A 22,598-nucleotide genomic window follows, 5' to 3' on the forward strand; every position below is an offset into this window, starting at 1 on the left:
CATTTAAACCTTTATTGAAATACTTTATCTACGTTCACTACTTCAATATTTTTCGCTGGAATTGCCAATTTATAATCAGCAATTATTTTATCTTCAGCAACAAGCTCTGCTGGTTTATCTGTGTTATACACCATAGGCGAGGTTTGCTCTGAGGCTAAACGCTTTTGCATATCGGCACCGTCACCGGTAACAAACACATAATGAATATCATCAGTTTGTAGATTGTCTTTAATCACCCGATTTACATCATCAACAGTGAGTGTTTTAAGCTTACTTGTTACATAGTTTACAAAGCTATCGGTGTTATAAAACTCGCTATCGAGCGCATAACCTAGTTGACGATTTTGACTAGCGACCATTTGTGGCACAAAGTTAATTAAAAAGTTACGCGTGGCTTCAAAATCAGCTTCAGTCATGCCATTTTTAATTAATTTATCTAGCTCAAATAAGGCGGTACGGGTTGCAAAATGCGCATCGTTGTTTGAGCGCAGTGGGCGTAACCACACTTGGAAAATTTGCTCCGAGCGCCCTAAGTTTGCATCAGGCTTAGTTTGGAACATACCACGTGGGAAGTATTCGATGTAGGCGTAATCGCCGTAATTCATACCACGGGTTTGACGAATACGTTCGTACAAGTAACTGTTAGAACTACGATGCTCACCAAAGTACGAACGCACTAACCACAGTGCGGTCCAGTCTTCGCTACTACGAATGGTATCAATAGGGAAACCAAACGATACAGCCGTTGATTGCGCTGACTTTTCAACAATCGTTGCATGATGACCTTTAAGTACTGGCGCATCAGGGATTGTTAAGCGACTTTGCTCGCCTTTAGGAAGTGTCGCTAGGTCAGTTAACATCTGCGCTTTAAGTTTTGCAGGCACGGCACCAATTAAACCCACAGTAAGTTTAGCTTGCGTAAGCTCAGCATTATAAAACGCTTTAACGTCATCAAGAGTCAGCGCTTCTAAATCCGATAAGTCACCGTAGTTATAACTTTCATAAGGGTGGCCTTTATAAAGCACACTGTAGAGGACTTCTTTACCCAACTCTTCATCATTAGAGGCTCTTAAACCCGATTTAATGCCATCGATCATTTCTTTTTTCAGACGCTTAAAGTCATCTTCTCTAAAACCTGGGTTTAGCAGCTGCTCACTCACTAAGGCATACCACTGAGCTGCATTATCTTTATGAATACGCCCTTGGAACGACAGCATTTCTTTATCTATTTGATAACCAAAGCTACCCGCCAGCGGGTACATTGCCTTTTTAATATCTTTGTAACTCATTGAGGTTGAGCCACCTTGCGCCAGCATTGCGGCAGTGAGTGCAGCAACCCCTTTTTTACCTTGCGGATCGGCAGCCGCACCGGTATTAAATAATAAGTTAATATCGATTAACGGCGAGTTATTAGTTTTATCAAGTATTTTAAATGACGGCTTACTCGGTGCTTGCTGATATTTAGCTACCAAGGCATTTAAATCGCTTTCTTGCTCAAAACCAGGGGCTTTATCAAGTGCCGACATAGTGACTGTGGTGCGGGCATTATCAACAAAATACTTATTGGCAACGGCTTTAATATCTGCTGCGCTAATATTATCTGCCGATTTATACAGCTGATTGATTACCTCAGGGTCGCGCTCAAAATGCATATAGCTGGCAAGTGTAGAGGCAATCGACTGCGACGAATCAAGGCCATTAATAAAGCTGTATTTTAAGTTAGATTTCAAATCAGCTAGCTTCTGGCTATCAACCAACTCAGTGCGTGCTTTAGCATACGTGCGGTTAATGGCATCACGCGCTGTGGCTAAATCATCGGCATTTTCTACTTTTACAAATACATGCAGTAACCCCGGATCTTTGGTCTCAGGGTTATAGGTAAACATTTGACTCGCTATTTGCTTTTCAACTACCAGCTCTTGATAAAGTTCTGAATTGCTCGAAAAATAAAGCTGTGACAGTAAATCTAATGCGGCTCTGTCTTTTTTCTGTGGCTCCCATGCAGCCCCTTTGTATGAAACAAGTAACCAATGGCCAGGTAACCCTTCGTTTTGCTCATGCACATATTTTGGCGCTTGCTGAGCTGGCTCTTTTGGAATATCAGCAACATAGTTACCCTTTTGCCAGTTACCCCAGTGCTCTTTAACCATCGCCATGGTCGCTTTTGGATCAACATCACCAACAATCACCAGTGATACATATTCAGGCTTATAAAACTTAGCAAAAAATTCTTTACCATAAGCCAGCTGATCTGGCATGGCTTCAATGTCTTCAAAAAAGCCCATAGTGGTATGTTTATAGGTGTGTTTATCAAATGCCTCTTTACGAACGGCACTTAATAATTTACGAATTGGACTGGCGTTATTTTTTAAGTACTCGCCTTTAACAGTAAGCGCCTCAGTTCTAAATTGCTCCTCGGTGTAGCTCAGATTTTGAAAAATATCCGCTTGAATTTCAAGTACTTTATTAAGGTGCTGTTTTGAAAAGTTTAAATGATAGTTAGTGTAATCGTTAGTTGTGTAGGCGCGGTTATCAACCCCTGAATTTTTTAAAATATCTGAATACACATCTTGCGGAAACTTTTCAGAGCCTTTAAACATCATGTGTTCAAAAAAGTGGGCAAAGCCTGTTTTACCGGCTTCAACCTCATTACGCGAACCAACAGATACCGGTATTTGTAGCGATACTACATCTGGGTAATCGGTTTTAGCTACCATCACACGTAGGCCATTATCTAGCTCTTCTATTAGGTAATCTTGTGAAAAAACACGCTCATCTGCTTTATTAACTTGTTCTTGTTGAGCTGCTGTTTGCGTGTTTTGACTTTGCTGCATAGCACAACCTGTTAAGGCCAGCGATACCGCTAGGCTAGTTGCCAATAATTTAAATTTCATTGTTATCCCTTTTTAAATTGAGCAATTTTTAAAACATTTACCAAACTAAGTATGCCGTAAAGTAATTAAATATAAGAGCCCTAAGCCTATTAATTATGTAAACAACTGTGTCAGTTATTTAATTTAACTATGAAAATAATTCACGTTAGTTGAGAAACTTTCAATAAATAAATCTATCTAGACGTCTAAATGGCTGCTATATTAAATCCATCATCACAAATTAAGCTGGAATGAGGATTATGGCTTTATCACTTCAAGAAAAAATACAGGACACCAACCAAGGTATTTACCTAATTGGCACAACACCGCCAAAAATTGGGACTGATAAAGCGCAATTAAAAGTCATTGCCGAAAAGTTATTAGGCCGTTTACACGAAATTGAATATGACGGTTTGATTATTTATGACATTCAAGATGAAAGCAGCCGTACAGAGCAAGCGCGTCCATTTGCATTTAAGCAAACAGTTGATCCGCGCGAGTACAGTCAACTCTTACGAGGCTTATCTGATCTTGATGTAATTACTTATAAAAGTGTAGCTCAGCGCGGTGTGGATGAGTTTAAAGCGTGGTTAGATGAAACTAAAAATGACTACGATTTAAAAAACGTGGTGCTAGTGGGTAGCCCATCATCAGCGGGTGATATAAAGCTTAGCTTACCGAATGCCTATAAAACACTGGCAGAGCAGTCTGAAGACTTCTTTTTAGGTGGTGTAACCATTGCAGAGCGCCATGCCAATAAGCGCAACGAGCACCAACGCTTAATAGAAAAAACAGCTCAAGGATGCCAGTTTTTTATCTCTCAAGCCGTTTACAATGCACAAGCAACCATAGATTTAATAACTAGTTATGCGCGCACATGTAAAGCACAAGGCCTAACACCTAATCGGATTATATTGACCTTTACGCCTTGTGGTGGTGAAAAAACATTGGAGTTTATGCAGTGGCTAGGTATCTCAGTGCCAGAGGCAACTAAATGGCGCATGCTTGATTCGGAAAATACATTAAGCGAATCGGTGCGTATTTGTCGCGAAAACCTCGACTCAATTTTAAAAAGCTGTGCCCACTTAGATGTGCCGCTGGGCTTAAATATTGAAAGCTTAACCAACCGTAAAGAAGAAATTGACGCGTCAATTAACTTATACCGTTTACTAAAAGCAATAATGGAACTCAACCTTGCGGAGAAACTAATAGCTTAATTGCGGGGTTCGGGGTTCGGGATTCGGGATTCGGGATTCGGGATTCGGGATTCGGGGTGTAGTGGTCAACTAATTTTGGCCACAATTTTAGAATCTTGGTATCTAACCTCAGATTCATTTGGCGCTAAACCAGCATTATAATGATGCGGCCTAACATTATTGTAATATCCATTTATGTAATCGCTTACACTATATTTAGCTTCTTTAAAGTTTTCATATCCAACCTTTGGCATCCATTCCGTTTTAAAGCTTCTAAAAAATCGCTCCATAGGCGCATTATCCCAACAATTTCCACGTCGACTCATACTTTGTGTAATTTTATAGCGCCATAAACGTTGGCGGTACTTCAAGCTTGTATAATGGCTTCCTTGGTCTGAATGAAACATCAATCCACTTGGCTTACCTCTACTTTCATACGCGAGTTCAAGCGCCTTTAGTGTTAAATTAGTATCTGGCGACAACGACATTGCCCAACCAACCACTTTACGCGCAAATAAATCAATAACGACCGCTAAATAAGCCCAGCGATTGCCTGTCCAAATATACGTTACATCACCGCACCACACAGTATTCGGTTCAATAACATCAAACTGCCTATCAAGCAGGTTTGGAATTTCAAGGTGTTCATTACCACCGCGCTTATATGAATGTTGAGGAACTTGGCAACTTTCAAGCTTTAACTTAACCATTAGCTTAGCGGCGCGATAACGGCTCAATTCAAAATCATTGTTTGTCGCTATTGTAGCAATTGTCCTTGCACCTGCTGAGCCTCCACTCATTCTATGTATTGCTTTAACTTCAGCCTCTAACCTTACTTGCTCAGGTGTCGGCGTTGTATCGCGTATAGCCCAATATTTATAGCTGCTGCGATGCACATCGAATACGCTACACAGCACGCTAATTGGATAATGCTCTCGTTGATTTAACTTCTCGATTAACGAGAATTGTTCAGGGAGTCGGACATCAAGAGAGCGGTAGCCTTTTTTAATATGTCCTTTTCTAATTCAATGCGTTGGATTTGCTTTTTAAGTTCACGAATTTCAATTTGTTCGGGCGTCATTGGTGAAGCCGATGGTGACTGACCATTACGCTCTTGTTTTAATTGAGTAACCCACTTACTTACGGTTGATTTACCAACACCCATAGCCTTGGCTGCATCTTCTTGCGTATAACCTTGGTCGACTACAAGCTGAGCTGTTTCTAATTTGATTGCCGCAGAATACGTTGCGCGTTTTAATTTCGTCATTTTTTCACCCAAATTTGTATGCTTATTAGCATAACATTTCTTTCTTAATGGGTGGCCAAAATCACTGTACCACTACAGGGTTCGGGGTTCGGGGTTCGGGGTTCGGGGTTCGGGCAACAATAATAAGCGACATAAAATAAGCCAGTTCAATTAGTTAGCTACGTTTATTTTAATAAGTACTAACTTAATCTGTCAGGTTTAAACTGTAGAACTTTATCAAATCTAACAGTCGCATTTGTGCCATTAGCGGATAAAAAGTGAATTTGAAAGCCTGTTGGGTGGCGCCTTCGGCTTAACCAACCTACATTTTGACGTAGGTCGGATAAGTGGCGGAGCCACGCCATCCGACAAAAATGATGAATTTACCAGAAACAATCTAAATTACCACGTTAGCGATATATATAACTGCTTTATACTGTAAGTTAAACCACTCTATACCGACTATCGGCTGAGTGCCAGAAGCGGTCATTGGTAATACCTCAATAATAAGTTGTTAGTAAAGGTTGGCTAGAATGGGTTACGCCTTGCCAACCACAACTTATTTCTTTGCTATTTTTTTTCGCATACACCACACTTAATACAGTAGCCATGTGGGTCTTCATTTATATAATCAGCAGGATTTGGGATATTAAGGATGTATGAATTAACACAACTAGACTTTTTAAATGCCTTGATGCCAGACTTTTCAAGTAGAGAAGAAAACTCTAGCATCTTACGTGAAATATTAATTTCGTAAGATTCACCAGAAGTACAATCTAAAACCTGTTTATCACCACTAATCTCAATTTCCAAAGAGGCATCAGGCAACTTAAAAAGCTGAGCTTTAATTCTTTCATCAACGAATAAATCACCAACCACACAATGCTCTACGCCAAATTTATTAAAAACCTTAATAAAACTATTAATCTCAAGATCAGTAATACCTGATAAGAATGGTTTGACCATTACATTTGTTGATACTCCGTTATCCCTTAATTTTTTTATACTCTTGAGCCTTAATTCAGGCTTATCAGCATAAGGCTCAATTTCCCTGCTTCTACTAAGAGTGCTAACAGACGTTGAATAAAGTATTTGCCCAGTATAAGCATTACATCTCACAATACCCTCGACAACATCATCACTCAGCTCATATCGACTCATTATTTGTATTGGATTTTTTAGCTTTGCTAGCTCGCTTAGCCATTGCAACGTATGACTACACGAATGTTTACTATAACGAGGGAAAGGATCTCCCCATGCTCCAATCGATATGATTGAACCATTAACTCCTGTTTTAAACTTTTCATGAGAATGTAAGAAAATAATTGTCTTTTCTAGACCAAATTCATTTCTAGAAACTTTAGTCTTATACCCTTTTGAATAAATATAACAAAATGAACATCTAGCATTGCACCCTAAGATAGGACTTATGAAAAAGCGCCCATTTTCATAATCCGGTTTTCTTAGCATTTACGAATTCCACTGAGTATTAAAATAATTTACCCAGTACTTATAGCCCTCACCTAGTGTAAATTCATAAGAAATGGTTTGTTGACTAGATATTCCCTTAAGATAAGGACCAACATATACATGATCATCAATTCTGAAGTAAAAATCTAGCGGTAAACAATCATAAAATTTTATTTCAATACAAGGTTTTTTTATGGCTTTGTTTAAGTCTTCACACCACTTTACCAAATCTTGTATAGTTTTTTTTGTAGCACCTTTGAGTTGTCCTTCACGCTCATCAACTAATTCTAAGTTTTTTGATTCAGGGTTCAATGTTAAAATTTTAATTGTTACTTTTTTATTAATCAGCCTTTTAATTTCTTCCGTTTGTGTTTCACGAAATCCTTTTAGACCGAATGCAATAATTTCAATTTCATCCTTGCACTTTGACAATGCAACATTGGTCGATGAATTCATTTCGGCCCTAGTTTTATAAATAGCCTCAACACCCCACTTATCGATAATATCAGTTCGCCTTTTACTTCTTAGCATAAATTCAGATGTTAAATACATAATTAAATTACTGGCTAATATTGAACATGCCACACTAATTTGAATGTTCTTCCAATCATCATATTCTGCTGGAAAAAACATTGAACTGACTATCAAAACAACTGATACAAGAAATGTAATAGTCATTATTGTTTTGGTATTCCAACGTTCACGTGTTGTAGGACTTATCATGGGTATATTCCAATAAAATATTACGCCCAGATAATCGGCGTAAAATGTTGACTAAAATTAGTGAGGAATGAAACTTAGCTATTATTTGCACCACTTGAGTAGGTTGTATACCTAAACTACGCCGAATAAAACAGCGACCCAACTCGCACCAGCTAGCAGTATAATAATGTATAACCAAAACTCAGATAAGTAGCGAAGGAAGAAAACTGGGCGATACCAAAATGGTGGTTGGTAATATTGAGACATATCTAGTTTAGTTCTCATAAAATCGACTTTGGTATGATTTTCATAACGACGAATAATTTCATCGTATTCTTTATTTATATCTTTATAATCAGCATCTTCTGACGCTGAAGTTATTTTAGGATAAATACGTCTGGCTAACCCGTTAAGTTCCATTCCGCAGTTATGAATTCTTTCACCACGAACAGCAAAATTTGCAGTACTTAATATAATCGAAACAGCTAAAATAACGACCGTAAGAAGAATTTGAACAAAATCAATTAAAGTTACATCTTGAGTGAGAGTCAGTCCAAAACCTTGCGCTAGAGGAGTTATTAACAAAAAAATTGAGGATAAAGTTATAGTCCACAAAACAGCTTTATTATGGTGTTCCAATCTTCTTTGAGCAGCAAATCTATTTTTTGTTGTTTTATTCACTCGATCGTAGAGCTCTAGATAAGGCTTACTTTCCGTCATAAAAACTTCCATTTAAATTATTATAATTAAAAACGAGCAACAGATTTGTTTTTTCTAACTCAAATCGTTTCCTTGTTTATAGTACACTTTTATCATTTATCTTAACTAATTGCTATTACTGTACATTACGTCAATTTAAAGAGTTTATCTTAAAAAAGCGAGAGCGAATCGCTCCAATAGCGAGAAGCTAGTAAATAGTTAGCTTAAACTCAACAGCTGCCTGTTAGGTGAGGTCCTAATCCTTTACTTGCGTCTTCTATTCGGCGCTCTTTGACCTGTAATACGTTTTTTATCACGATCTTTACGCGCTTTGTTAGTGTTTTTGCGGTTATCTTTAGGTGGCTTATTTAAATCGGGCTCGTAGCCTTCAAGCCATTGTGGTGTTAAGCGGGTATCAAGCAGTACTTCAATTTCTTCAAGCAGCCACTGCTCATCTAAACTCACTAATGACATCGCTAAACCTTGCTCGCCAGCTCGTCCTGTACGACCAATACGATGCACATAATCTTCAGCTATGTATGGCAATTCAAAGTTAATTACGTATTTAAGTGCCGGTATGTCTAAACCGCGCGCCGCTACATCGGTGGCTACTAATACACGCGTACTACCTTCTTTGAAGTTATGAAGAGCGCGGTCGCGAGCTCCTTGCGATTTATCACCATGAATAGATTCGGTTTTTAAACCATCTTTACACATTTCTTTGGCAAGCTTATCGGCCATTTGTTTAGTGCGGGTGAAAATGAGTACTTGGCGCCAGTTTTTCATGCCAATCATGTGCGATACCAGTTCGCGCTTTCTGTCTTCATCTACTGCGTAAATAACTTGTTCAACCTCTACAGCAGCAGAGTTGCGCTTATCAACTTCAATAAGCTCAGGGTCTTTGAGTAATTTTTTACTCAGCTCAAATACACTGTCATCAAAAGTGGCGGAAAACAGTAAGGTTTGACGATCGCCTGGGATATGACGCAGTATTCGTCTAATTTCGTCAATAAAGCCCATATCAAGCATACGGTCAGCTTCATCAAATACTAAAGAGTCCACGCTTGAAAGCACCACACTGCCCTTCACTATGTGATCAAGCAAGCGCCCTGGCGTTGCCACTATTACTTGCGCTGTTTTAAGTGCTTTGATTTGTGGGCCAATGCTTGCGCCACCATAAGCAAGTGCACCTTTAATATCTGTACCTTGTGCGTATTTTTCAAAGCTTGCAAATACTTGCTGAGCAAGCTCCCTAGTGGGCGTTAAAATAACCACACGGGCAATGCCTGGTTCGTCTTTTTTAGCGGTATTTAAAAGCTTATGTAATAGCGGCAAAACAAAAGCGGCTGTTTTACCGGTGCCAGTTTGAGCGCTGCCCATCACGTCTTTGCCCGCTAAAATTGGCGGTATCGTTTTGTGCTGAATAGCGGTAGGTGTGGTGTAATTATTTTGCTCTATTGCCGTTAATAGTAACGGGTCTAGGGCTAGTGATGAGAACGATGTGGCAGACATAGGCTTAGCTTTAAAATAACAAAGAACGCTATTATACCTGAGCTTAAGTAATAAAAAAGGCGCTAAATAGCGCCTAAGTAAAATGAAGTATTTAAGCCGGTTTTAATGTGGCTTTACGCTCATTATAAAATGCAATTAAATCATCTACGGTGCTTTGACAGTATTCACGAATACCCGATACCACCATGTGTTTTTCACCAAAACCCACCTTTTCGCCGTTTTCTAGTAAATTAAAGCGCAAGGTTATTTTGCCGCGTTTACCAGCGTATTCAAAGCTAGGCTCTGCAAACTCAAGGGTGGGTGATTTAATATCAATGTTATTAAGGTTAATTATCATTGATTCATAAATAATCATAGGGCGCGCAGGGTTTATCATTACCTCTTGCTTGCCCATTAAAGGAATAATTACATGCGGGAACGCAGCACCTGAGAACTCAACATAATTTTTTATTAAACTGTTTGTAAGTGTTGGACATTTACTGGTTTTACCGTCGCGTTTAACCTTTAAAATTACTTTTTCGCCATGGTTTACATCAAACTCTTCTCCAGGTTGTTCTGGAAAATTTAGCTTGGTGTTTTCATCAACCATACCGGCAAAGGTAAACTCCATTCGCTCACTAATGCCATAGCGGTCTAACACTAGAGAAAAAAGTAAGTCTCCTGGTGCGCAAAACTTTTTAGCGTCTTTATCATGAAGCGGGTTGTAGTCGTCGGCTACACATTTAGCAAAGCGACAACCTTGCTCACGAGAAATTGAAACATAATCAGCATGCTGCTGATAGTAAGGACTTAACATAGTATGTTCACTGCTTAAACTGCTTATAACCTAGCTATACTACCAGAAAAAAAATCTTGAGAGGTCGAATCTGTTTAATAAAGGCGAAAAATGATAATTTGCAACTCGCTAATTAACTAAGTAAATTAGGCAAATACGAGTTTAAGGGATTAACTAATGAAGTATTTTTCTTTATTAATATGCGCGGTTTCATTATTAACTGGCTGTAATAACATTACTTACACAACCAATATCGACGACGAGGTTTTATCAGAACACGTTTCAAGCCACACTAAAAAACGTGGTCTAGAGCAGTTTTACAGTGTTCAGGACGCTCTCGATAGAGGTGCAAGCCCTCTTGGTGGAATAAAAGGCGAAAGCTGCGATGTATCAGATGATACGCGAACATCCTCAATTAGCTATACCGTTTGAAATCACAAGCTATAGAATCCCTTAAAAACGATGTGCTTTATTTAGGTGGCAATGCATTTACACTGGAGCAATGCCAATCAGTATCCCGCTACAATTGTGATTTAGCCGTTACTTGTACCGGACAAGACTATAATTATTAATAGCTCAAAATTATCTAATTGAGACTATAACGCTATGTGATTCGTTTTCTCTCATTTCCCCTATCAAACAACAAGCAGTATTTGCCAATGACTTTTTACTTTTTAGCTGCCGCTATTTTATGTGTTTTCCCGCAGTGTAAACTCTCTGTATTTCGCCAACCATTATGGCGATACTTATTGCTGCTAAGTGTTATTACTGCCTATTATCAAGAATATATAAATTTAAACGCGGTTGCTGTTATAGCTGTTTATGTGGGGTTGTTTCACTTTACGCTATTGGCAACCTCAGCGTTAAAACGTAATGTTCTAACGTCTTTATTTATAACAGCCTCACTCGGGTTGGCCTTACATTGGTTTGCGGGTTTTAATAACCTGCCTATTGTTGTTAATGAACAAATCACCAGTAACGCAATTGCATTTACCTTGTATGCTAATTTTGATAAAGCATTAGCGGGTTTAATGCTGGCCGCTTATGTTTTTGAAAAAAATAAAACGGCAAAGCCAGTGACTATCGGCTACCCTGCTTTAATTATAGTTATTACTATTTTAGCGGCGCTAATAACTGCTTTAACGTTAAACCTTGTTGAATTTGCCCCAAAAGTACCTGAATTTTGGTTGTTATTTATAGCCATCAACCTACTTTTTACCTGCGTTGCAGAAGAGGCATTATTTAGGGGAGTGATACAAACTAAGCTTTCAAAACTAATAACCCCGAGCAGGTTTGCACTGCTCGCACCGGCTATCAGTACTTGTGTATTCTCACTGGCACACTTTTCAGCGGGTACTCATTATATGCTCGTGGCGGCCGTTGCAGGTTTTGGTTATGGCTATATTTACTATAAAACTAGCCGATTAGAATGGGCCATTTTATGTCATTGGCTCGTTAATGTGTTTCACTTTTTCTTATTTACTTACCCTATGCTGGCAACTCCATCTTAGAATTACAGGCACAAAAAAGCCGCTTAAATTAAGCGGCTTTTGAATCTGTATACGCGATTACGCACTTGGGTAATCGCGGTATGCGCGCTCAATCTTTTTAGCCTGCTTTTTAGAAATACCTAAATGGGCAAGCGCAACACGTAAACGTGCACGCGATAGGTCAGACCCTAAAATCTCCATTGCATCTAATACCGAGGTAGATGATGTTTTGCCGGTAATAGCCACAAATATAGGCTCTAAGAAGTCTTTAATTTTAAGCTCATGGAAGGTGGCGACTTCTTTTGCAATTGCAAAAATAGCTGGTTTTTCAAAGCTACGTAAGCCTTCTAACTGCCATACAAAAAACTGTAGTGCTTGGCGAATAACATCTTCATCAGCTTTACCGGCTGTTAATAGCGCTGGATCGTAAGTCGGGATACCGCCTACAAAGTGCCCTGCTAAATCAACCATGTCAGAGAGCGTATTTATACGCGTTTTAGCTTCCGGTAAGACTTTAGCAAGCATGTCGCCATTAAATTTCCAATCAACAAAACGCTGCATTAGCTCTGCATCAGTTAGGTTTTCGCGGATCCACATACCATTTAACCAGCTTAACTTGTCTACGTCGAATACTGGGCCACCAAGCGATACACGCTTCATGTCAAAATGTTCAATCATTTCATTAAGGGTGAACTTTTCACGCTCATCAGGCATTGACCAACCCATACGGCCTAAGTAGTTTAGTACCGCTTCTGGTAAGTAACCCATTTCTTTGTAGTAATTAATAGACGTTGGGTTTTTACGCTTAGACAGTTTTGATTTATCTGGATTACGCAATAATGGTAAGTGACCTAGTACCGGTGCTTCCCAACCAAAATCTTCATACAGTTTTAATAGCTTAGGCGCTGAGTTTATCCATTCTTCACCACGGAAAATGTGGCTAATTTGCATATGGTGATCATCCACCACGTTAGCTAAAAAGTAAGTTGGAAAACCATCCGCTTTTAATAGCACTTGCATGTCAACGTTTTCCCACGGGATCTCAATTTCACCGCGTAGGTAGTCGTTAAATTTAAACGTGCCTTCGCTTGGGATTTTCATACGAATAACGTAAGGCTTACCCGCTGCTAAGTTTGCTTTAATTTCGTCTTCTGTATGGTTTAAGCCACGACCATCGTATTTAGGACGCAGACCTTCGGCCATTTGCTCTTCACGCATTTGGTCCAGCTCTTCGCTGGTTGCGAAACAATAAAATGCTTTGCCGTCTTCAACTAACTGATGGGCGTATTTTTTATATAAATCACTGCGCTCAGATTGACGGTATGGACCAAACTCACCACCTACATCAGGACCATGATCCCACTCAAGGCCTAACCAGCGTAAGCTATCCATGATGGCTTGTTCAGATTCAGGTGTGCTGCGAACTTGGTCAGTATCTTCAATACGAAGTACAAATTCACCGCCTTGCTGTTTAGCAAAACAGTAATTAAATAAGGCAATGTAAGCGGTGCCAAGATGCGGGTCACCAGTTGGCGACGGAGCAACACGGGTACGAATTGTCATGGTAATGTCTCTTTTAATAAGTGAGATGGTATGAAATACCAATAAATATTTTAAGCGGCTACTTTGTTTAAGTAAGCAATAATATCGTTTGATTCATAAAGCCATTTTACTTGGCCATCTTGCTCAATACGTAAACAAGGTACTTTAACTTTTCCGCCTTGCTCTAATAGCTCTTGGCGGTATTGCTCATCATTTTTTGCATCGCGTGTTTCAATTTTTAAGCCTTCACGCTTAATTGAACGGCGCACTTTTACACAAAAAGGGCATGCTTTGAATTGATAGAGCTTAAATTGTGCGGTTTGCTGATCAAGCTTAGTTTGCTCTTGCGGATCACGTTTTTTGCTACGCGGCGTAAAAACAAAATTAAAAAATAAGATGATACAACCTAAAACCCAGCGAACTAATTTCATCTTCAATACTCTTTACAACAAATTTAAGGTGCAAGATTTTAACACAAAAAAACGCAACACTATAAGCGGATTATACGTTGCGCTATATCGTTAAAAAAGTGCTTAATTACAACACCACCATATCATCTCTGTGTAGTACTTCGGCACTGCTGTCGTAATCAAGTAATTGGCTGATTTGATTAGAGTGTGCGCCTTTTATTTTATCGATTTCAAGATGGCTAAAGCGCGTTAACCCGCGTGCAATAATTTGCTGGTTTACATCAATTAAGTTAATTAAATCTCCACGTTCAAATTCACCTATTGCACGCGTAATGCCTTTAGCAAGTAAACTGGCGCCCTTAGATTGCAATGCATGCACCGCACCGGCATCAATTAAAATTTGGCCGCTACTTTTAGGCCCTGCTAATAACCATTTTTTTCGGCCATCTTTAGGGGCGGTAAGTTTTAAAAAACGGGTGCCTGGCAATTGCTCGCTCATGCATTTTAAAATCACATTTTCATCCGCGCCTTTGGCAATAATCACCTCAACCCCAGCTCTTCTGGCAATATCGGCTGCCTGTAGCTTGGTTGCCATACCCCCTGTGCCTAGGTTTGTACCGCTGCCACCCGCAAGTTGGCGTAACTCATCATTAATATGCGTAACTTCGTCAATCAAGGTGGCGTTAATGTCAGTGCGCGGATCGCTGGTAAATAACCCTTGTTGATCGGTCAGCAGCAGTAATTTATCGGCATTGGCCAAAATAGCCACTAATGCCGATAAGTTATCGTTGTCACCTACTTTTATTTCACTGGTAGCAACCGCGTCGTTTTCATTGATGATCGGCACAACATCATAATTTAATAAGGCATTGAGAGTATCGCGGGCATTTAAATAACGCTCTCTGTCGTCAACATCGGCGCGCGTTAGTAGCATTTGTCCCACGTTAACACCATACAACGCAAATAAACTTTGCCAAATATGAATGAGCTGCCCTTGCCCAATAGCAGCTAACATTTGCTTATCTATTAATGTGCGTCCACAGGGTTTTAATAGCTGTTCACGACCAGCCGCTACCGCCCCACTTGAAACCAGCACAACGTGATGACCTTGCTTTTTTAGCTCACAGCATTGGCGAACGAGTTCTACCATGTGTGCTTTGTCTAACTTATCGGTACCGCCAGTGAGCACACTCGTACCTAACTTAACAACAACTACTTGTTCCCTTTGCATGTTTTTTACTTTGCGCAATAAATGATGAATTTATTTATACCAGTTCGGGACTTTTGAACAAGTAAAAAATATTCAACCTTCTTACTGCATGTTAGGATCAGGAGATATTAAATCGTTTAAATGACACTTTATGCCAGCCAGTTTATGCTTAATTATTGCCACTTTTTTGTGGGGTAGCTCTTTTATTGCGCTCAAATACGCGATTGCTATTTACGATCCCGCTTTAGTGATATTTTTACGTATGCTCACCACTTTACTGATTTCGTTATGTTTATGGCGTTACGTAATTCGTTTTGAATATTTAAAAGGCGATTGGAAATATTTATTAGGTATGTCGCTGGCAGAACCTTGTTTGTACTTTTTATTTGAAGGCCATGCCATGGAGTACACCTCAGCATCGCAAGCGGGAGTTATTGTCTCTTGCTTACCAATTATTGTGGCGTTGTTAGCCTTTTTTATGCTTAAAGAGCATATCAGTAAAGCGATTATAGTGGGTTTTACGCTGTGTATTGGCGGTAGTATTTTATTGACCTTGCTCTCACCCAGCTCAAGCCAAGCCCCAAACCCATTACTGGGTAACTTTTTAGAATTAATGGCCATGGTGTGCGCGGCATTTTATACCGTGTGTATAAAACATTTAGCTAACCGCTATTCCCCACTCACATTAATTGCTCTGCAAGGCGTGAGTGGTAGTTTGTTTTTTGCTCCGTTTTTATTGTTTATTGACCTTCCCAGCGAAAACCAACATGATTTAACCGCACTAATGAGCATTTTGTACTTAGGCTCTTGTGTTACTTTGGGTGGGTACGGCATGTACAACTACGCGATTAGTAAAGTATCGGTGTTAACCGCGGCAGCTTACTCTAATTTGATCCCAATTTTTACTTTAATTTTATCAGCAATTATCCTTAATGAAGTCCTGACACTTGGCCAGTGGGCAAGCATATTTGTGGTGTTTATTGGTGTCATGATCAGCCAACGCCATCAAGAACTGGTGGTCGATATCCCTAATTCAACATCGGGCGAGGCTATTTCTGCCGATACTAACCATCTTAAATCGGTTCCCGAGGCCAATGAATCAAAAGGGTAGCAGGTAAGTAAATACAGCCCTGATTGGTTTAAAAAATCAGTGTCGTACTGGTGAATTACCTCCACTTTAGTCACTGAATAATGCTGTACTTGGCCATTTTTTAGCTGAAGAGAAAATTGCTCACCCACCTTAGCGTTTTTTAAAAACGCAAAGTGGGTGTCGTTGTGTCCAGCAATCAGTGCTCCTTGCGAATGACTAAAATCAACCTCTCCAAGTTTTCCTGCAGCTAAAAAATGACTGGGAGCAAAGGCTAAATTTCTACCACTTGCCCCACTAAGTACCGTTAGTTGTTTACTGTATTTAGGCCAAATTATTTGTGCCACTGGGTAACTATCAGCATAAAACCATGGCTTAATTTTTTTATTAGGCGATTTAAGGGTTGCCTGCCAAGCTTGCTCTATCAATACTTGTGCAAGCCATGCCTTAGCTTGCATGTATACACCATGGCCAAACAAGCTCAGTCCCAAGGCTAGTAACCCTATGCTTAGCCACTTATTCATTTGCAACGCCTCATTAGCAATGAGCCTGCCAGAAGTAATATCACTCCAAACATAATATGCATTTTGCTTTGCCCATCAGTTTGCGGCAAGCGCATGGTCATTCCTTGTGGCATTGTATTAGTTACTTGTGTGCTTTGTTTAGCAACCTCTTTAACAGCGGTCTCTTCTATGGCAATAAACGCAGTAAATGGGCTAAGTAATTGATGCTCAAGTGCCAGTTGTTGCACTTGTTGTTTTACCACACTTTGCTGGTTATATAACAATAACGACTTTATTTTTTGGCGTGCCCAAAGTTTATCAATCCCAGTGGCTTTTGAGCTTACTTGCGGGTTAAGCTTAACCTTAAATTGCCCATGGGCTGTTTGCCCTGTAAAAGTGATAGGCTCGTCATTACTCAATTTAATAGCCACCATCATAGGTTCAGCAAAATACAGATCCGGTAATGGGGAGGGCCAAAAATTTAAACTATTCCCTTGCTTATCATTTAGCGCCAAATTAGTCATGGCTGGGTGAGCAAGCTTATCAAACAGTTGTTGCATTTTTGGCTGCACATCATGAACGCTGCCGATAAAGGTATAGGTTCCCTTACCTATATCAGCGGCGCGGCGCATAAAATAACGGTTAGGGGCACTACCAATGCCTACGGTAAATAAACGGCTGTCACCTAAAGTGCGCGTAATGCTTTTAAATAACTGATCTTCGTTACTCACGCTACCATCTGTTAAAAATACCACTTGGCGTACAAAACCTTCAAACTGCGTACCATTAAGTACGGCATCAAGGGCGCCTTGTATTTCAGTTCCACCATGGGCTTGTAAATTATAAATAAAGCGTTCGGCACGGCGTATATTAAAATCACTGGCAATTAATGGCGTGTCGCTCATTGCAGCAACCGCATTATTAAAGCTGATAATATTAAAGCTATCATCACTATCTAGTAATGATAATGCGTAAAACAGTGCTTTTTTAGCTTGCTCGATAGACTGCCCATGCATAGAGCCTGAGGTATCAACCACAAACACCATTTCACGCGGTAAACGCTGAGATTGAGTAAAGCTATCGCTTGGCGGCATTAACATCGCTAACGCATACTGCTCACCATTTTGAGCTTGCTGAGTAAATAATGCAGCTTGAGCTTGCACTGTTTGTAATGGTTTAAATTCTAGAACAAAGTCTCTATTTATGGCTTGGTGCGGTGTTAGCTCGATATTGTATTGCCCAAACGCAAGGTTTTCGATATTAACCTGATGATATTTAGCATTTATATCAACTAACTCTAAGCCTATATCCATGTTAATTGTTAAGTTTAAATCGCTAGCGCTTGTCGCCTCATTGGTTTGTTTTGTATAAACAGGGCTTAACCATCCCTGTGGAGTAAACGAGGGTGCATTAGCGCTTTTTACCGCATGTTTATCTTGATCATCGTTAACTTCTCCTGATATTGCATGATAGCGTGGCGTAATTGTGGTTGGAAAATGAATCGCAAAAGTGCCATGTTGATAATCAATAATCTCTTGATATGCAAGTGTAATAACTATTTCTTCACCAGGCCCTATATTCGCCACATCGGTGATAAACATATTCGCACGCTGCTGTTGCAGCAATGAAGCTTGTTTACCTGCTTTTTTGGCCGCTTGGTATTGTTTTTCAGCTTGGCGTTTTTTAGCTATTTTACCATTGATAACTCGCTCGCCTATGCGCATGGTCATTGCATGCACGGCACTTTCATCGGGCAAAGGAAAAACATAACGTGCATTTACTGCAAAAGGATTTTCATTTATGTAGTGCTGCGTTACTACAACATGATTAATTAGTCCTGTTAGGGTCATTTTCGCATCGCTTTTTAAAATCACCCCAGGATTAACCGCCACTCCTTGGCTATCAAACAAGGATAGTTTTGGCGACTGCGCATGGCTTTTAAAGCTGGCCAAAAGCACGATAATAATAAAAATAAAAAGGCTTACCTTGGTAAGCACTTTGGTGGGTTTACTCAACATAAATCACTCCCTCGAACGCACGCTGTTAATTGCTTGCTGTTTGGTCAGTCGTTTGATTTAGCGCACGGGTAGTGAGAGTAACGCGTCTGTCAAAAAAGTTATCTTCAAGGGTGTTACTGCTTGCTATGCTTTGCTGCTCGCCAAATGCTTGTGCGCTTAAGCGTGTATGGCTAACCCCCTGTTTAATTAAGTAACTTTGTACGGCGTTTACTCTGGCTTTTGAAAGTAATAAGTTTGCTTGCTCTTCACCACGCTGATCGGCAAAGCCACTTAAATCAAGCGCGAGTTGCGGTTGGCTTTTTAATAACGCAACTAATTGATCAAGCTGCTTGGCAAAATGAGGAGCAATATCGCTAGAGCCTGTTTTAAATTGCACTGTCATCGCCAATAAATTATTAAGCTGTGATTGCGTTAATTGCTCATTTTGCTGAGCCAGTAGCTCAAGTTGCGCTTCTAAGTGGCTGTTATGATTAAGAACATGTTGGTAGTCGTTGGTTTTCTCTGCCATAACTGTTAAAGCTTGTTGCTGCTCGGCAATAGTTTGCTCAGCCACCTTGGCATCGCCAATTAAGCCACCAGCAAATGCACCTACAAACGCGCCAATAGGCCCACCAACAACACCACCAATAATGGCACCTGTGCTTAGGCCAACTATGGTTTCCTTTTTTGCTTCTTTCGATGGAGTATCCGCGGCAAAAGCAGGAGCGCAAAAAGTACTAACGAGTGTGAGTGCGATTAATGTTTTCTTCATGATTTATTCCTTACTATTGGTAATGGGTTGGCAAGCTATTGGTTGGCACTTGCGTTGTATCTGTAATTTCAATAGTTGTATTAAAACACCATGAAGTGGCAACAAAGGGGATCAAAAATGGCAAACTGCTGAGCAATTGTGGCAAAAAAATAGCAATTGTGTTTTTAACCGTACTTAGCGCAAAAACTTCGCTATAGTGCGCCTAAGTCAATATGAGTAATTAATAAAAATGAAGAAAATAGCCATCATTGAAGATGAAACCGCAATCCGCGAAAACTACATAGAAATGCTGAGCGCTCAAGGCTATCAGGTGAGTGGGTATGAAAACCGCCCTCAAGCAGAAGCGGCCTTTAAAGAAGCGCTTCCCGATTTAGCCATTGTTGATATTGGTTTAGGCCATGAAATAGATGGCGGCTTTTTACTGTGCCAAACACTGCGTTCACTTTCTAAAACCTTACCAATTATTTTTTTAACTGCTCGCGACAGCGAAATAGACACCGTATGTGGCCTGCGCATGGGCGCCGACGACTACTTAACCAAAGATATTAGCTTAGCCCATTTAGCTGCGCGTATTGGCGCACTATTTCGCCGTATGGAAGCATTAGAGCAACCCGCCGATGCTAACGCACTGATAACACGTGGCCAACTAACGCTCGATACGCAACGTATGCAGGTGCTTTGGCAACACCAGTTAGTTGATTTAACCGTAACTGAGTTTTGGATGCTACACTCACTCGCCCAACGACCTGGGCACGTCAAAAGCCGTAACGATTTAATGAGTGATGCTAAAATTTATGTAGACGACAGCACCATTACCTCGCATGTAAAACGCATTCGTAAAAAGTTTATAGCACTCGATAGCCAGTTTGACTGTATAGATACCGTGTATGGCATGGGCTATAGGTGGGAGCAACCCACATGCTGAGATTTGGCCTACGCAGTAAATTTATCTTACTTTCATGCTTTTTGTTTTTGTTACCGTGGCTTGGCTACGAATATGTATGGGAAATGGAAAAGTTTTTACGCCAAGGCCAAGAAAAAACGTTGGTAGGCACTACACGCGCACTGGCCACGGCCCTGCATGAACGCCCCGCTTTATTTGACGAACAAACCAACTTTTTAGATCAGGTGGTAAAAGGTCGCGATCTCTATGCTTATAATTTAAAAAGCCCGATTCAGCTCGATGGCAAACTCAACGACTGGGACGCTTATCAATCGCTGTTTTGGCTTTACGATAAACGCTACTTACAAACAGCCAATGATAACCATCAACTGAGCAACTTATCATTTGAGCACATGGTAGGTAAGTTTGATAATTACTTATATGCTGTATTTAAAGTCACAGATGACACTGTAATTTACCGTGCTAAAAACAGCCTCAGCATTACCAATAATGACTATGTAAAAATTGGCCTAAAAACCCCTGATGGGCTATTTAATACTTATATTATTGCTCCGCGCCAAGATGGCTGGGTCAACGCATTTGATGCCAACAGTAAAATGCCTTTTACTAAAATTCAGGGCTTTTTTAAACAAACTGAAACAGGTTACAACCTTGAGCTGCGCTTTCCTTTGAGTATGCTTGGCAATAAACTGGGGTTTGCCATTGTTGATGTTGATAGTAAACAACCAAACCAAACACCTAATATCATGTCTACATCCAACTTAAATAACCCAAATGATTTAGGTTCGGTACTGGTGCCCTCCCCTGAAATTAACCGTATATTAAAAGGCATGGGCCACAGCGGCAGTCGCATATGGGTGGTCGATAATCATCACCGTGTACTGGCGCAATCGGGCAGTATTCAAAATGCCGATGGCGTATGGGCCGATGGGCTAAAAAATCAAGCGCCAAAAACTGCGTGGCAGCGCTTTGAACAGGCCTATTTACATCCTTTGTATTATAAAATTTTAACGCGTCCTGAAGATGAATTTATAGATACCTTACACGATGTCGCCTCAATGCAAGGGACTCATTTAGCCAAAGCACTGAAAGGCCAACCGGCCTCGTCTTGGCGACTCACCCCCGACAATAAAGCGGTAATATTATCGGCCGCGTATCCTATTTGGATTGAGGATAAAGTTATCGGTGCAGTTATAGCCGAAGAAACCACCAATGGCGTGCGTACACTGCGTAATAAATCGCTGGAAAAACTGTTTAATGTGATTTTAGCGGTTATGCTGATTGGCACAGTCACTTTGTTCTTTTTTGCCTCACGTATATCAAGTCGTATTAGGCGACTACGCGATACCGCAGAGCAAGCCATTGATGCACAAGGGCGGGTAACGGGTAATATAAATTACTGCGATGCCAATGACGAAATTGGCGATTTATCGCGTAGCTTTTCAAATATAGTGAGTCGCCTTGGAGGGTATACCGATTATTTAGAAAATATGTCGTCGCGCTTATCTCACGAGCTGCGCACACCGGTTGCGGTTGTCCGTTCATCTCTTGAAAACTTACAAAGCTTGCAGCAAAGTGAACTGAGTCAAAAATACCTTGAGCGTGCTAGCGAAGGGGTTGAGCGCTTAGGGAAAATAATTACCACCATGAGCGAGGCAACCCGCCTTGAGCAAAGTATTCAAAGCAATGAACCGGAGCCGTTTGATTTACAAAAAGTAATTAGTGGCTGTATGCAGGGCTACCAACTTACTTATCCTAACCAGTTATTTACACTCAACATTTGCCAAAGCACACTGCCAATGCAAGGTACCCCTGAATTTATAGCGCAACTGCTCGATAAACTAATTAATAATGCCTTGGAATTTAGTGAAGCCAACACCGCGATTGAAGTCAGCCTGAAAAAAAATGAAAACAAAGCAACATTAACAGTTAGTAATACCGGTACTTTATTGCCTGAGGGACTTACTGAACATATTTTTGATTCTATGGTATCGGTGCGCAGCCAACAAATGCAGCAACAGCCGCATTTGGGTTTAGGGCTATATATTGTCAGGCTGGTGTGTGATTACCATAAAGGCACAGTAACGGCAAACAATAATAAGCAAGGCAACGGTGTGGTGTTTACCGTGAACCTGCCTTTAAATAATTAAACAAAAAGCGGTTTAATTATAAACCGCTTTATTTTAAAGCTTTGCAGTTACAATTTAATT

The 22,598-nt window shown here is 40.2% G+C and carries 19 protein-coding genes; 6 read left to right on the forward strand and 13 right to left on the reverse strand.

All coding sequences use genetic code 11. From position 1 onward, the window contains the following. Positions 1-11 precede the first annotated feature (11 nt). Entirely contained in the window at positions 12-2,894 is a 2,883-nt protein-coding gene (locus tag KG708_RS08300) for a M16 family metallopeptidase (RefSeq protein ID WP_213608931.1), read from the reverse strand. Between the two features lie 239 nt (positions 2,895-3,133). Here KG708_RS08300 and KG708_RS08305 point away from each other — a divergent pair, with 239 nt between their 5' ends. Next, on the forward strand, positions 3,134-4,090 hold the full coding sequence (locus KG708_RS08305; RefSeq protein ID WP_213608932.1) for a hypothetical protein: 957 nt from the start codon (positions 3,134-3,136) through the stop codon (positions 4,088-4,090). Positions 4,091-4,155: 65 nt separating this feature from the next. Here the strand turns inward: KG708_RS08305 and KG708_RS08310 are convergent. The 6 genes from KG708_RS08310 to KG708_RS08335 form a co-directional block, all read right to left on the reverse strand. Further along, a protein-coding gene (locus tag KG708_RS08310; RefSeq protein WP_213607688.1) for an IS3 family transposase occupies positions 4,156-5,336 on the reverse strand; the annotation gives its coding sequence in 2 pieces (ribosomal slippage) (positions 4,156-5,078 and positions 5,078-5,336; 1,182 coding nt in all). 549 nt (positions 5,337-5,885) lie between these two features. Then, entirely contained in the window at positions 5,886-6,785 is a 900-nt protein-coding gene (locus KG708_RS08315) for a radical SAM protein (protein ID WP_213608933.1), read from the reverse strand. After that, positions 6,786-7,508, reverse strand: coding sequence for a hypothetical protein (locus KG708_RS08320; RefSeq protein WP_213608934.1), 723 nt, complete (start codon positions 7,506-7,508; stop codon positions 6,786-6,788). Positions 7,509-7,619: 111 nt separating this feature from the next. Further along, positions 7,620-8,207, reverse strand: a complete 588-nt coding sequence (locus tag KG708_RS08325; protein ID WP_213608935.1) for an SLATT domain-containing protein — start codon at positions 8,205-8,207, stop codon at positions 7,620-7,622. A gap of 243 nt (positions 8,208-8,450) precedes the next feature. Continuing rightward, the gene (locus tag KG708_RS08330) at positions 8,451-9,698 is read right to left on the reverse strand and encodes a DEAD/DEAH box helicase (RefSeq protein WP_138622481.1); all 1,248 of its coding nucleotides are present in this window, start codon (positions 9,696-9,698) and stop codon (positions 8,451-8,453) included. Between the two features lie 91 nt (positions 9,699-9,789). Further along, the gene (locus tag KG708_RS08335; protein WP_016900441.1) at positions 9,790-10,494 is read right to left on the reverse strand and encodes a DUF3581 domain-containing protein; all 705 of its coding nucleotides are present in this window, start codon (positions 10,492-10,494) and stop codon (positions 9,790-9,792) included. Between the two features lie 156 nt (positions 10,495-10,650). Here KG708_RS08335 and KG708_RS17575 point away from each other — a divergent pair, with 156 nt between their 5' ends. Together KG708_RS17575 and KG708_RS08345 are read left to right on the forward strand one after the other, a co-directional pair. Further along, positions 10,651-10,905 carry a hypothetical protein gene (locus KG708_RS17575; protein ID WP_301003335.1) on the forward strand — a complete coding sequence of 85 codons (255 nt, stop codon included), beginning with the start codon at positions 10,651-10,653 and terminating at the stop codon, positions 10,903-10,905. Between the two features lie 227 nt (positions 10,906-11,132). Then, positions 11,133-11,984: a CPBP family intramembrane glutamic endopeptidase gene (locus KG708_RS08345; RefSeq protein ID WP_213608936.1), complete on the forward strand. Its 852-nt coding sequence runs from the start codon at positions 11,133-11,135 to the stop codon at positions 11,982-11,984. Between the two features lie 57 nt (positions 11,985-12,041). On the opposite strand, the gene gltX is transcribed toward KG708_RS08345, so the two are convergent. The 3 genes from gltX to proB form a co-directional block, all read right to left on the reverse strand. Further along, complete coding sequence (gene gltX / locus KG708_RS08350) at positions 12,042-13,526, reverse strand: glutamate--tRNA ligase (protein ID WP_036956570.1); 1,485 nt, start codon at positions 13,524-13,526, stop codon at positions 12,042-12,044. A gap of 50 nt (positions 13,527-13,576) precedes the next feature. Continuing rightward, positions 13,577-13,936 carry a glutathione S-transferase N-terminal domain-containing protein gene (locus KG708_RS08355; protein ID WP_008111110.1) on the reverse strand — a complete coding sequence of 120 codons (360 nt, stop codon included), beginning with the start codon at positions 13,934-13,936 and terminating at the stop codon, positions 13,577-13,579. Between the two features lie 106 nt (positions 13,937-14,042). Further along, positions 14,043-15,146 (reverse strand): glutamate 5-kinase, encoded by a 1,104-nt coding sequence (gene proB / locus KG708_RS08360; protein ID WP_213608937.1) that lies wholly within the window; start codon positions 15,144-15,146, stop codon positions 14,043-14,045. A gap of 130 nt (positions 15,147-15,276) precedes the next feature. On the opposite strand from proB, the gene KG708_RS08365 reads away from it, so the two are divergent. Then, on the forward strand, positions 15,277-16,236 hold the full coding sequence (locus KG708_RS08365) for a DMT family transporter (RefSeq protein WP_213608938.1): 960 nt from the start codon (positions 15,277-15,279) through the stop codon (positions 16,234-16,236). Here the strand turns inward: KG708_RS08365 and KG708_RS08370 are convergent. The 3 genes from KG708_RS08370 to pdsO are packed head-to-tail and all read right to left on the reverse strand — an operon-like array spanning position 16,131 to position 19,484. After that, a complete protein-coding gene (locus tag KG708_RS08370; protein WP_213608939.1) occupies positions 16,131-16,736 on the reverse strand; it encodes a class GN sortase in 606 nt (201 codons plus the stop codon). The two genes, KG708_RS08365 and KG708_RS08370, sit on opposite strands and share 106 nt — an antisense overlap. Next, on the reverse strand, positions 16,733-18,733 hold the full coding sequence (locus KG708_RS08375) for a marine proteobacterial sortase target protein (RefSeq protein WP_213608940.1): 2,001 nt from the start codon (positions 18,731-18,733) through the stop codon (positions 16,733-16,735). Before KG708_RS08375 ends, KG708_RS08370 begins: the two co-directional genes overlap by 4 nt. Before the next feature lie 25 nt (positions 18,734-18,758). Continuing rightward, complete coding sequence (pdsO, locus tag KG708_RS08380) at positions 18,759-19,484, reverse strand: sortase-associated OmpA-like protein PdsO (RefSeq protein ID WP_213608941.1); 726 nt, start codon at positions 19,482-19,484, stop codon at positions 18,759-18,761. Between the two features lie 229 nt (positions 19,485-19,713). Between pdsO and pdsR the strand changes: the two genes are divergently transcribed. Together pdsR and pdsS are read left to right on the forward strand one after the other, a co-directional pair. Beyond that, positions 19,714-20,409 carry a proteobacterial dedicated sortase system response regulator gene (gene pdsR, locus KG708_RS08385; RefSeq protein ID WP_028835728.1) on the forward strand — a complete coding sequence of 232 codons (696 nt, stop codon included), beginning with the start codon at positions 19,714-19,716 and terminating at the stop codon, positions 20,407-20,409. Continuing rightward, positions 20,403-22,538 carry a proteobacterial dedicated sortase system histidine kinase gene (gene pdsS, locus KG708_RS08390; protein ID WP_213608942.1) on the forward strand — a complete coding sequence of 712 codons (2,136 nt, stop codon included), beginning with the start codon at positions 20,403-20,405 and terminating at the stop codon, positions 22,536-22,538. Before pdsR ends, pdsS begins: the two co-directional genes overlap by 7 nt. Positions 22,539-22,598: the final 60 nt, after the last annotated feature.

This window comes from Pseudoalteromonas sp., from assembly GCF_018402495.1.
In the GTDB taxonomy this organism is placed as follows: Bacteria; Pseudomonadota; Gammaproteobacteria; order Enterobacterales; family Alteromonadaceae; genus Pseudoalteromonas.